Annotated in this window: 13 protein-coding genes; 4 read left to right on the forward strand and 9 right to left on the reverse strand. The window is 62.1% G+C overall.

The window, feature by feature from the left end:
* Positions 1–156: 156 nt before the first annotated feature.
* The 4 genes from H7225_RS03945 to H7225_RS03960 all read right to left on the reverse strand — a co-directional run bounded on the left by H7225_RS03945 (position 157) and on the right by H7225_RS03960 (position 3,171).
* Positions 157–822, reverse strand: coding sequence for a DUF3348 domain-containing protein (locus H7225_RS03945; RefSeq protein ID WP_290659496.1), 666 nt, complete (start codon positions 820–822; stop codon positions 157–159).
* 63 nt (positions 823–885) lie between these two features.
* The gene (locus H7225_RS03950) at positions 886–2,193 is read right to left on the reverse strand and encodes an ATP-binding protein (protein ID WP_290659484.1); all 1,308 of its coding nucleotides are present in this window, start codon (positions 2,191–2,193) and stop codon (positions 886–888) included.
* A gap of 1 nt (position 2,194) precedes the next feature.
* Positions 2,195–2,806, reverse strand: coding sequence for a chemotaxis protein CheC (locus tag H7225_RS03955; protein WP_290659485.1), 612 nt, complete (start codon positions 2,804–2,806; stop codon positions 2,195–2,197).
* The gene (locus H7225_RS03960; RefSeq protein ID WP_290659486.1) at positions 2,803–3,171 is read right to left on the reverse strand and encodes a response regulator; all 369 of its coding nucleotides are present in this window, start codon (positions 3,169–3,171) and stop codon (positions 2,803–2,805) included. Before H7225_RS03960 ends, H7225_RS03955 begins: the two co-directional genes overlap by 4 nt.
* Positions 3,172–3,396: 225 nt before the next feature.
* On the opposite strand from H7225_RS03960, the gene H7225_RS03965 reads away from it, so the two are divergent.
* On the forward strand, positions 3,397–4,440 hold the full coding sequence (locus tag H7225_RS03965; protein ID WP_290659487.1) for a putative solute-binding protein: 1,044 nt from the start codon (positions 3,397–3,399) through the stop codon (positions 4,438–4,440).
* Between the two features lie 32 nt (positions 4,441–4,472).
* On the opposite strand, the gene H7225_RS03970 is transcribed toward H7225_RS03965, so the two are convergent.
* Together H7225_RS03970 and H7225_RS03975 are read right to left on the reverse strand one after the other, a co-directional pair.
* Positions 4,473–5,075, reverse strand: coding sequence for a hypothetical protein (locus tag H7225_RS03970; protein ID WP_290659488.1), 603 nt, complete (start codon positions 5,073–5,075; stop codon positions 4,473–4,475).
* A 49-nt stretch (positions 5,076–5,124) separates the two neighbouring features.
* Positions 5,125–5,790 carry a glutathione S-transferase family protein gene (locus H7225_RS03975; protein WP_290659489.1) on the reverse strand — a complete coding sequence of 222 codons (666 nt, stop codon included), beginning with the start codon at positions 5,788–5,790 and terminating at the stop codon, positions 5,125–5,127.
* Between the two features lie 43 nt (positions 5,791–5,833).
* Between H7225_RS03975 and H7225_RS03980 the strand changes: the two genes are divergently transcribed.
* Positions 5,834–6,508, forward strand: a complete 675-nt coding sequence (locus H7225_RS03980) for a hypothetical protein (RefSeq protein WP_290659490.1) — start codon at positions 5,834–5,836, stop codon at positions 6,506–6,508.
* Here H7225_RS03980 and H7225_RS03985 read toward each other — a convergent pair.
* Both H7225_RS03985 and H7225_RS03990 read right to left on the reverse strand, forming a co-directional pair.
* The gene (locus H7225_RS03985; protein WP_290659491.1) at positions 6,499–8,796 is read right to left on the reverse strand and encodes a hybrid sensor histidine kinase/response regulator; all 2,298 of its coding nucleotides are present in this window, start codon (positions 8,794–8,796) and stop codon (positions 6,499–6,501) included. The genes H7225_RS03980 and H7225_RS03985 overlap by 10 nt on opposite strands.
* A gap of 1 nt (position 8,797) precedes the next feature.
* The gene (locus H7225_RS03990; RefSeq protein ID WP_290659492.1) at positions 8,798–9,907 is read right to left on the reverse strand and encodes a substrate-binding domain-containing protein; all 1,110 of its coding nucleotides are present in this window, start codon (positions 9,905–9,907) and stop codon (positions 8,798–8,800) included.
* A 249-nt stretch (positions 9,908–10,156) separates the two neighbouring features.
* Between H7225_RS03990 and H7225_RS03995 the strand changes: the two genes are divergently transcribed.
* The gene (locus H7225_RS03995; protein WP_290659493.1) at positions 10,157–10,786 is read left to right on the forward strand and encodes a hypothetical protein; all 630 of its coding nucleotides are present in this window, start codon (positions 10,157–10,159) and stop codon (positions 10,784–10,786) included.
* Between the two features lie 45 nt (positions 10,787–10,831).
* A complete protein-coding gene (locus H7225_RS04000; protein WP_290659494.1) occupies positions 10,832–11,473 on the forward strand; it encodes a hypothetical protein in 642 nt (213 codons plus the stop codon).
* Positions 11,474–11,720: 247 nt separating this feature from the next.
* Here the strand turns inward: H7225_RS04000 and H7225_RS04005 are convergent.
* Positions 11,721–11,961 (reverse strand): hypothetical protein (locus tag H7225_RS04005; protein ID WP_290659495.1); only part of this gene is annotated, 241 nt, incomplete at its 5' end.

An 11,961-nucleotide genomic window follows, 5' to 3' on the forward strand; every position in this document is an offset into this window, starting at 1 on the left:
CCCGGAACTGCTGGAGCTCAAACGCGCCCAGCAAATACACGCCAGCAATCAGCACCGTCATCAGCAGGGCCAGTGGGCTGGCGCCGATGAACCCCACGCCGACCCAGCCCACCACCATCAGGCCGATGGCAAAGGCGACTGCAAAAACAATCCTGTTCATGGCGATTTTTTGACCTCGTTGCTGAATGCTTCCATCAATCCCACCACCGGCTGCAGGCGCACGTTCATCTCGGCCAGCAAGACGTCTTGCCACTCCTGGCGGAAAGTGTCGTGCCAACCGTCCGGCTGGGCACGGCGCAATTGCTCGAAGCGCTTTTCAAGCAGCACGGGCACCGTGGACATCAGCCTTTGCTCGCGGCCACCGATCACCTGGTCCATCACGGTGTCCAGGTAGGCCAGCTGCTTGAGTTGGGGGGAGGCCCGCGACAGGACTTGCCGGACGTGGGATCTCAATGAAGCAATCTTGGATTCAATGTGACGTTGTTGCTCAAGGTAGCACTGACGATAGGGCGCGTAACCGGCGTCCGTCTCGATGGCCTTGGCAGCACCGTTTGCCGTGATCGCCTGCACCATGGCCGAGCGCACCCGGTGGACATCCTCTTCCAGGGGGTGGCTGGTCGCGGCCCGCACGTGCGCGGGCGTCTCTTCGGCAAACGCCTTGATTGATTGGTGGGCGGCATGGAGTTGGAGGGTGTCGAGCGTGCTCAGCCACAGGCCCAGTTTTTCGGCCACATCCTGGCGGGACGCGTCCACATCCACCGAGGCGGCATCACTGAGCAAGCGAACGAGTCTGGAGCTGCTGAAATTCCGGCGCAAATGCATTCTTCTGTCTGCCACGCGGCTCAATGCCCGTGGCCCAGGGGGGATTAGACACGATCCGCAGGACTACGCTTCCTGGTCTGCCTTCGCGCTTTGAACGACCGGCAACCACACCGAAAAGGTGGTCCCTGCCCCCAGCTTGGTGTCCACTTCAATGCGGCCGCCATGGCGATGCACGATGCTGTACGACACCGAAAGACCCAGTCCGGTGCCAGTTCCGATGGGCTTGGTGGTGAAAAATGGATCGAAAATCCGCTTGATCAGCTCTGGGGGGATGCCCGCTCCGGTGTCCGACACCGACACCACCACCCACTCGTTCTCGACCGCGGTACGGATGACGATTTGTCCGTGCCCAGTGATGGCCTGAGAGGCGTTGACCAGCAAATTCAGAAAAACTTGGTTCAACTGTGAGGGCATGCACTCCACCATGGGCAAATCGCCATAGTCCTTGACCACCTCCGCCTTGTACTTGACTTCGTTCTGAACGATGCCAAGCGTGCTGTCCAGGCAATGGTGCAGGTTCGCAATTTGCCATTCAGTCTGGTCAACCCGCGAGAAATCCTTCAATTCCTGAACGATGCGTTTGACACGGTCCAGCCCATCGCGGCTTTCCTTAAAAAGCTGCGGCACATCTTCTCGGAGAAAGCCGATGTCGATCTCTTGCTTGATCACTTGCACACGCGCCAACGCTTCTGGATGCTGATGGAGCAAACCCTCCAGGCCTTCGTAGGCCACCAGCAAGCTCATGAGGTCAGTGATGTAGCTTTCGAGGCTGCCGAAATTGCCGTTCACAAAACCAATCGGGTTGTTGATTTCGTGCGCCACCCCCGCCGCAAGCTGGCCAATGGAGGCCATTTTTTCCGCCTGCAACAATTGGCCTTGGGCTTCCGCGAGCTGTGCGATCAGCTTGCGCTGCTCACCTTTTTCCACCTCGAGTGCCGCGATGGTCGCCGTCAACTGGCGCTGGAAAAGCGCTGTGTCGGTGTAGTCGAAAAGCGCCACGCAAACATGTTGAACCGTGTCGCCACGCTTGACAGGCAGAAAGGTGCAGTTCTGCCGCATGAACTCCATGCCGCCGGTCACTGATCGGTTGTGCGGAAACCTCAAAAGATAGGGGCGTTGCTCCCAGGATGTGAAGGCATAGTGCTTCAGCAAGAACACATTCTTGATTTTTCTTTCCAGCCACTTGGAGGACAACTCCGGGAAGCACTCAAACAGATGGCGCCCCATCACCTCTTCTGACGACCTCCCGCTGTGCATGGCCATGAAGCCATTCCAAAGGGTGATGCGAAAATCCAGATCAACAGCGAAGAGGCCCACTTCGACGTGGTCCACGATGAAGTTCAGCATCTCTGATTGATCGTCCATGGGCATGTCAGAACCTTTCGATGAAGGCATCGATCGCGCGTTCAACCATGGCGATCTGGGTGTCCGACATCAGGATGATGAGATGACAGGAAAAGCTGCGCCTCTCCAACTTGAAGTTCACTTCAACGAACAGCACCTGTTTGGTTTCAATCTGACCGACACGAAGCAGGTCTGTCACTGCGCCGTGATTGCCCATCAGCGAAGGCGCTGAGAACCCGATGTCAACCTTGAGCTGCTCGGCCATGCCGCCCAGGCAGGCACCCACCAACACGTTGGTGACGTCCAGCAGCAGTTCGCTTTCAGAGCCATCGGTCGAGTCTGGCTCGTAGTCGAACAACTCGGCCAACTGATTGCCGTGCTGGTGGTCATAGATGACAAGGGCCTCGCCCCGAAGTTGTCCGTGAAATGCCTGGCGAACCCCCGAAACGTCTTTGCAGCCCACCATCTCGGCCATCTTGTCAGGCAGATGCGCCCCTTGCAAAGTCAGGATTCGCGGCACCGTCAACTCAACGAACTCGTCAAACATCCGAGCAATGGAGTCGCCCGCGCGGCCCATCCCGATGTTGGTGATCTCTTGCAGCGCATCGCGCTGATCTTCGTTCAGCAGTGCGGCTCTCATAGAGTCAACCCATGGTCCTTGAGCACCGCGTGAACGGCGTCAGCGTTGGTTGGCTTGCGCATGAACGCGATGGCGCCAAGCTGCTTCACGCGCTGTTGTGATTCAGGCTGAATGTCGGCCGACACCACCATGACCAGGCAATTCATGTCCTCCTTGCGAGGGTGCTCCAGGACCTGGAAGCCATCCATCACTGGCATGGTCAGGTCAAGGAACATCACGCCTACTCCGCCTTCCCGGTAGGCGTCAAGCGCTTGCTGGCCGTTACAAGCCTGTCGAATTGAAACGTCCCAGGATCGCGGCAAGGCCGCAATCAACATCTTTCGCGCCATGGCGGAATCGTCAACAACCAGCACCGATGTGTTCATGTCTGAGACGGCTGGTGCGGCACAATCACCTGAGCGCCCAGGAGGCCGAGAGAAGGCGACTGGAAGAACAGGAGCCGGGCATCACGCACGTGGAGTGGGGTCCGCATGGTGAAGTTCTCATGCCGAGCCTGGATGATGACCTGATCAACCCGGATCCAACGCCGTCAAAAAATCGACGCACTTGATTCATCCCCCAAAAAACAGGAGAACCCCCGCGTGAACCCCTTGAATCGAACCAACCTGGCTGCCTTGACGATGGCCCTGGCCAGCCTGAGCGCCCAGGCCGCCCCCAGCCAGAAAGTCTGCGTCTACGACATGCTGGGTGCCTCGGGCGACCTGTTCAGCATGACCAAGGACTACGTGCTGGCCATGCAGAAGTTCGGCGCCAACATCACGCTCAAGGGCTACACCGACGAGCGCCAGGCCACCGAGGACTACCGCGCGGGCCAGTGCGATGCGGTCATCACCACCGCCTTTCGTGCCCGCCAGTTCAACCGCACCACCGGGGCCATTGACACGCTGGGGTCCACCACCATCGTCCGCGACGGCAAGATCGACATGCCGAGCAGCTACGAAGTGGTTCGCAAGCTGATTCAGACCTACGCTTCGCCTGCGGCCAGAGCCCTGATGGTGGAGGGCGACCACGAGGTCGGCGGCATCATGCCGCTGGGCGCGGCCTACCCGATGGTCCACGACCGGCGCATCAACACCGTCGAGGCCCTGGCTGGCAAGCGCATCGCAGCCTTCGACCACGACAAGGCACAGGCCATCATGATCAAGCGCATGGGCGCGATCCCCGTGTCGGCCGACATCACCACCTTTGCCGGCAAGTTCAACAGCGGACTGCTCGACATGGTGGCCTCGCCCTCCATCGCCTACAAGCCTCTGGAGCTGTACCGGGGCATTGGCGATGGCGGGGCTGTCGTGCGCTTCCCGATCATGATCCTGACCTACCAGATGATCTTCAACAAGACCCGCTTTCCGGAGGGCATGGGCGAGGTCTCCAGAACTTACTGGTTAAGTCAGTTCGACCGGGCGCTGCAGTTCATCAAGCAGGCCGACAACAGCATCCCACCCACCACCTGGCAAGAGTTGTCGCCCGAGAACGCCTACAAATATTCACTGATGCTGCGCGAGTCGCGGATCGACATCGCCCAGCAAGGCATCTACGACAAGCGCGGGCTCAAGGTCATCAAGCGGGTGCGCTGCAATGTGAACCCGACCGATCCGGAATGCAGCACCAAGTCGGAAGAAGAGTGGCGCCAGTAGGCGACGAGGGCACTCCCTAGGCGATCAAGCGCTCACCGTGCAAGCACCTGCGCGTCAAGCAGTTCCTGGCGCGTGGGCACCCACATTTGAGCAAAGGGCACGTTCACCACCTTGCGCGCAAAGGCAGCGCTGACGCCGGCCTGCATGTACAGGGCCTCTTCTTCGGGCCGGCTCCGCCCCGCCGGGTGCTGGCGGGTGGCGCGCTGGCGGTCCTCGCCAATGGCACGGGCCTGGTGAAAGCCGACACGGGCCTGGTCCGCAGCCGTGCGCTCGTGGCCCGCCAGGAAGGCCAGGGTGAACGACTCGCGCCCGGTTGCTCGCCCATGGCGACCTCCCAGGGCCCAGAACCGGCCTCCCTCGCCAGCGAACACCTGCTTGATGGCGGACATGAAGGTGCCGACCGTGGACCAAACCCAGACCATCAAGGCGAGCGGTTCAAAAGCCAGCACGGCCATGGAAACGTAGCGCACACCGACGGCCGCGATCTGCGCAACGGCCAAGCCGGCCAGGTACAACAGCACCCAAGCAAAGAAAACCGAGTGCAACCAGTACGAGCGCGCCAATCTGTAGTCGCCCTTCAGATAGCTGATGAAAAAACCCGATTGAACGGGACGCTTGTGCGCGCGACCTTGCATGACACCCTCCCCTTGGGCCGACGGGGGAATGGTACTGGCGATGCCCTCCTCATCGAACGTCAGGCGCGGGCACCGCTGACACACCCTGCGCTACGGCAGCAGCATGCTGCGCCGCCAAAGCACGCAGATGCCCTGGTCGCTGCTGCAAGCGCTGCCAGTAGCTTCGCACGGCGGGCTTGAAGCGCTCAGCCAAGCCAAGGTGGCTGGCCAGCAACAGCGCATAGCCCACCGAGACATCGGCCGCCGTGAAGCGGGCCGCGCATAAAAACTCCTCTTGCGCCAGCAAGGGCTCCAGCGTGCGCAACCGGGCCAGGAACCACTTGGCGTAGTCCTCGGCCACCTGCGGCTGCCTTCGCTCGGGGGACTCAAAATGCGCGTAACGCAGGATCAAGGTCTGCGGAAAGGTCAGCGTGGCCTCACCAAAATGCAGGAAGTTGAGGTAGGCCGCATAAGCAGGCTCATCCACCGCCACGTCCAGGCGCGCGGCCGGGTGGCGCGCCGCGAGGTACTGGCAGATCGCCGCCGACTCGGTCATGCACACGCCGTCGTCGAACAAGGTCGGTACCGTGCCCAGCGGGTTGAGCGCCAGGTAAGCCACGTCGTGAACACGTGGCGGGAAAGACAGCATCTTCAGCGCGTAAGGCAGACCCAGTTCTTCCAGCATCCACAAAGGGCGAAACGAACGGGCGCTGACGCAATGGTGAAGTGTGATCATGGCCATCCAGTATGCTTGACCAGCCCCTTTTCTTGAGCCAGCCATGAACAGACTGCAAGCCGAATTGCAACGCCTTTACCGCCTTGATGATGGCGAAGGCGCCCAATTGGACGAGGCCCACGATCAGGTGCTGGCCATGGTCCTGGCGCTGGGCCGACCAGCCGACTGGGCGGCGCTCTCCAAGGTGTGGCAAGGCGTTCAGGCCGACCTGGGGCTGCCCGCCCCCGCCATCGCGGTCTCCGGCGTTGATGGCTACCAGGTCTGGTTCTCGCTCGCCGAACCCTGGCCGCTGGCGTCAGCGATGGCCTTCCTGGTGTCACTGCGCGGGCGCTATCTGCCTGGCATCGCGGCAGACCGCATCAGCTTGATGACACACCCCCCCGTGGTGCCGGCCTTGCAGACGCCCACGGGCAACTGGTCGGCCTTCGTGGCACCGGACCTGGCCCCGGTGTTTGCCGAGACACCGTGGCTCGACATCCCACCCAGCCCAGATGGCCAGGCCGACTTGCTGTGCCGCCTGGAGAGCATCAAGCGCGCTGATTTTCAAAGGGCGCTGGAACGACTCAAGCCCGCGTCTTCCAAGGGCCCCGACACCGATGCAGGCATGATGCCTGGCACGCGGTCACCCAAAAGCTTTCTGCTTGAAGTCATGAACAACGACACCGTCGAGTTGAGCTTGCGCATTGAAGCCGCGAAAGCGCTGTTGCCTTACGTTTGAGGCAACCACCTCACCAACACCGCGTTCAATGCCCGCATGTCCACCGGCTTGGTGAGGAAGTCGTTCATGCCAGCTGCCAGGCAAGCGGTGCGGTCCTCGCCAAACGCATTGGCCGTCATCGCCACGATGGGTATTTGGGCCCAGCCCGGCAAGGCCCGGATGGCGCGGGTGGATTCAAGCCCGTTCATGACGGGCATCTGCATGTCCATCATGACGAGGTCATAGGACTGCACCTTCGCCCTGGTCAGCGCCTCCAATCCATCCCCGGCGAGTTCAACGTTCATGCCGGCCGCGTTCAGCATCCCTTCCGCCACCGCGCGGTTCAGGGCGTTGTCCTCCACGACCAGGATCGTGGCGCCCGCACGCCGCAGGAGCCCTTGCTCTACCTCGCTGCTCTCGCCCAAGGTCTCTGCTGGCGCGGCCGCCCCCACCGCTTGGCCCAGCCGCAACCGGGCCGTGAACCAAAAGGTGCTGCCCACACCCACGGTGCTGTCCACGCCGACTTCACCACCCATCAACTGGGCAATGCCTTGGGCCACGGCCAGGCCCAGCCCCGTGCCGCCGTACTGTCGCGTCGTTGAGGCATCGGCTTGCTCGAAGGCCTTGAACAGCAGCGGCACCTTGTCGGGCGCCACGCCGATGCCCGTGTCCTGAACTTCAAACCGCACCACCAACTCATCGCCGCTGCGGTGCTGCACCCTGGCGCGCAGGGCCATGCTGCCACGCTCCGTGAACTTGACCCCGTTGCCCGCGTAGTTGAGCAGGGCCTGCCGCAAGCGGGTCGCATCCCCCCGGAGCCACGGTGGAACACCCTCCGTGTTGACCGACAAGGTCAGGCCCTTGTCGCGTGCCGACTCGGCCACAATGGAAATCACCCCGTTGAAGAGGCTCTCTACCGAGAAGTCGAGGTGCTCCAGCTCCATCCGGCCCGCCTCGATTTTGGACAGGTCCAGGATGTCGTTGATGACCGACAGCAAGTGGCGGCTGGCACCGCGGATCGAGTCCAGGCGCTGGGCCTGCGGCTCGGTCACACCCTCGACCCGCATGAGCTGCGCCAACCCGACGATGGCATTCAAGGGCGTGCGTATCTCGTGGCTCATGTTGGCCAGGAAGGTTCCCTTCGCGCGGCTGGCCGCTTCGGCGGCTTCCTTGGCCGTGAACAAGGCCGCGGTGCGCTCGGACACCAGGCGCTCAAGGTGAACGCGTTGCTGTTCCAGCGCATGCTCGGCCTCCTTGCGATCGTGGAGGTCCGTGCTGGAGCCAAACCATTTCACGATCGCACCCGACTCGTCGCGCTGGGGCACGGCCATCAGCGCATGCCAGCGAAACGCGCCATCGAAGCGCCGCAGCCGGCAGTCGATCTGGTACGTCGTCCCGTCCTGCAGGCACGCGGCCCAATGCGCCTTGCACAGGGGCAAGTCATCCGGGTGGATCATGGCAGTCCAGGCCTTGCCCAGGAACTGATCGGCGCCGGCGCCCGAGTAGTTGAGCGCGCTCTTGCTGACGTAATCCAGCGCGCCGTCCGCATGCGCGGTCCACAGCTGATTGGGTGTGCCATCCGCGATCAGCTTCAAGCGCGCCTCGCTCATCTCCAGCGTGCGTGAAATCGCATCGCGCAGCGCCAGTTGCTCATGAAGATCGCGCTGCAGACGGGTCACGCCATCGGCGAGTTCATGCAACTCGTTGGGCACCTTGGCGCGCGGCCATGGGGCGGACTCCTGCAGCCGATCTAGCGTCATGTGGCGCACATGCCGCGACAGGGCCAGCACTGGCAAGGTGACGCTGCGCCGCATGAGCGCGAAGATGAGGATGGCAAAGAGCACCATCTCCACGCCCACCACGACGATGGTGCGTAGTACGCCCTCCCACACCTGGTCACGCAAGGCTGCTGCATCCAGATTGAGCCGCAATCGGCCGATCTCCATGCCACCCTCAGGCGCCATCAGCGGGTAGCTCTGCGCTTTGTCAGGCGGTGCGGGCTGCGTGCCCTTCTTGACATAACTGGCACGCAGATCGGTCGAGACCACCTCAACACGCTGCAGCGCGGGAAACCGGTCCAGGTTCGACAAAATCTGTTGCGCCGAGGCCTGGTCGAAATCCCACACGGCTTTGGCCAACTGCAGCCCGAACAAGGACCTGACCGACTCGACCTGCTCCTGCTGGCGGGCGGCCTCCTGGCGGTAAGTGATCCACACATTGACCACCCCCACCGGGATCGACAGCAGCAGCGTGTAGCCCATCACCAGGATGAGCAACTGGCGTGAAAGGGTGTGGGGGCCGCCGCGCATGTCAAGCTCGGGCGCAAGCGCCAGCGGCTTCTCGGAAAGCATCGAACGAGAAGTCGTAGCGGGCCAGCTTGGGGTTGTGGGCCTTGGAGAGGGCCTTGAAATCAATGCGTTGCACGCACTGGTCCAAACGCTGGTGCTGCGCCGCGTTGTCCCGCGTGGCCACCAAGACCGGGAACTCGATCTCGCTGCCCAACTCTGCCTCGAAGTCCCGTCCCTGGAGGTAGTCGTACACCAGGATGGCCACCTGCGCATAGGACAGCAAGGGGCTGGCGGCCGTGGCCACGAACTGGCCTTGGGACACCATGTCCAGGCCGAGTTCGGACAAATCCAAGCCACCGGTGAAAGCCGTCTTGCCAGGCACTTTGCCCGCCGCGATGAGGGCCTGCGCGGCGCCGGAACCCAGTTGATCACTCGCGGCCCAGAACACGCTGGCTTGCGGAAAGCGCGTGAGCAGTTTAGCAGTGAGCTGCTCGCCTTCTTGTTGACGCCAGTGCGTGGGGACCACCTGCTTCAACACCGCCTTGGGGTGTTCTGCCACGGCGCGCCGCAAGCCGGCCTGGCGCAAGCCGGAGCCAAACCAGCTGGGGTCGCCGCCCAATCCCACCACGTGGAGGTGGCCATCGTCCGCCAGGGCCATGTGCCGTTGCGCCGCCTGCAACAGCGCCTTGGCCAGGGCATGGCCCTTTTGCTCTTCAGCCCAATTGAACAGCGCCGGCCAGTTCTTGTATTGCACCCGAGGCGCACCACCGATCGTTGGCAGCTCCGCAGGAAAAAGCGGGCCCAGGATGAACACCGGGATGCCCATCGACTGCGCCGCTTCCAGGATGCCTTGGCTTTGCCCGATGACCACCGACGCGATCACGGCATCCGGCCGCGGCTGCGTGCTCAGCGCCTGCACAGCATCACGCAAGCGGCTAAATCGATTCTGGACGCCGAAGCTGTAGGGCACGAACTCAAAGCCCAACGATTGGGCCACGAACGCCATGATGCGGAACACCTGGGGCCAGTAAGTGTTGCCTTCGCTGTTGGGCGTGAAAAATGCAATGCGCGGGTGGGCCTTGGGCGCGGTGGCCGCCAAGGCACTTTCAGGGCTGGCTAGCAACCCCAACATCGTCGTCACAAAATGGCGGCGCGCCTCCTGCGGCAAGCAGGCTGCTTGGGGCGGTCGCGTCTTGCTGAAGGGGTAAGGCATGAGGGGCGCGCAACTCAGGAGTCAGCGGGAAAGTCATGGTAGCCCATGCGCACCTCATGGAGACACACGACGCGGTGATACCCCAAGATCAAAAAAACGGCGCTCGCGCAATGATTCGCGCGCATTGCTCATGCCACGATCAAAAAAATTTCACTCACGGGCGCACCCATGCCAACACATGACCACGGCAAATTCCACCTCGCGCTCAACACCATGGCTTCACGCTTGAGGCGGGTTGCCGCCTGGGCGGCCCTCGCCCCACTGGCCTTCATCCTCGCCGCCCCGGACCAGGCCCAGTCGCGCTATGCCATGACCCCGCTCAAGCCGCCGTTCCTGGGCGTCACCGACCACAACCTGTTCATTGACGCGCAAGACCGCGTGCTGGGCTTTGCCGGCTACTTCAAAAGCGCGGGCTACGCGCTTGATCCATCAAGCAGCGGCAAGTGGGTGTGGGTTACCACCTACAACAGTTACATCTCCACCTGGCCTGCGACCACGGCCGCGTCGGTCTCGTCGGCCAAGTTGTTCCCCAACGTCTGGCAGACCTTGCCGATCGACGATGTCTCCCCAGACGGCAGCAAGGTACTGGTCAAGCAGGTGAATTACCAGCCCATCGTTTACGACGCGGCCAGCAAACAAGCCGTGGCCTACCCGGGCGGTGGCCTGCAAGAGCCGCCGCTGGGCGAGCGTTCCAGCGCCAACGCCGTGAACGGCAAGGGCTGGTCAGCGGGCTTCGCGCAGTTGGTAGCCACGCAGCAGAACGGCGAAGCGCTTTACAGCATGCAAGCCATGCGGTAAAGCCTGAGCCAGGCCAAGGCCCTGCCAACGGACACCAGCCGCTTCGTGGGCAGCGAAGCCAAGGCCATCAACGCCTCGGGTGAGGTGGCCGGTGAAGTGAACTCGGTGGTGAACAACAGCCTGATCCCGTACGCGGCGGTGTGGGATTTGAGCGGCGCGCTGCGCGGGCTGGACCAGACCCCCGGTCACCTCACCCGCGCGGCGGCCATCGCCGACAACGGCACGGTGCTGGTGGAACGCACCGTGCCGGCCGACACCGCGCCAGTGGGCTCGTTGGAGTTGCATGCCAATGGGCGGATCACGGTGCTGACGCCGCCTTCGCCTGGCGACGTCTTCGCGGCCGTGAACAAGCGCAGCCTGAGCGCGGATGGCAGCACCGTCGTCGGCTCCTGGGTCATGGCGCCCACCCCTGGAAATGATCCCGTCTTGCACGCCTTCATGCATCAGCAAGGACTCACGCAGGATCTGACGGATCTGGCCAGGGCCAAGGGCGTGAACCTACACGCCGGGACTTACTTCAGCGCCGCGGCCGGCGTCAACGCCAAGGGCGTCGATCTTGGCCACATACGTGGATTCAACGGGATTGAAGCCGGTACTGGTGCGATTAACGACGGTGCCTTGACGCACAAGGGGCCAGCGTATTCGGCCTCCACGTTAGCCCATGTCCGCCAGATCGGATGGGGTTAAGACTTTCACTCACAGGACTTACGCAAAAGCCATCGAAACAGCCGGGTTTTTCAGTTCTTGACGCAGATAGCCTTCCATCAAGCCGCGTTTAACTCGGCATATTGTCTGCCCCGCTTTCCTGGCAACATCGGCTAGTCGAATCCAAACCATGACTGCGCAGGCGATATGATTTCTCTGAATTCTTGCTTTGCGACACTGGCATTTTTCAACACCTGTGAGTCCAGCGAATTTTGAGCCAGATCGTTTGTCACGATCCAATCCGTGCGGTTTGTAGCTGATCAGAGATCATCCCATCCATCAGCCGTGACAGCGACTGAATCGCCCCGGGATTCGCGGAGGCAGTTTGGTCTAAGGAGTCACTGATTAATTCCGGCACGATTTGTGCTGCATAAATAGGCAACAGATCCAGAGCCAAGAGGGCGCAGATGAAGCAACAACTGAGCTTTGCCAGCAGCGAGTACGGACTCAAGAAACGAGTGACCCGGCGC

This window comes from Aquabacterium sp. (assembly GCF_014378415.1).
GTDB lineage: Bacteria > Pseudomonadota > Gammaproteobacteria > Burkholderiales > Burkholderiaceae_C > Aquabacterium.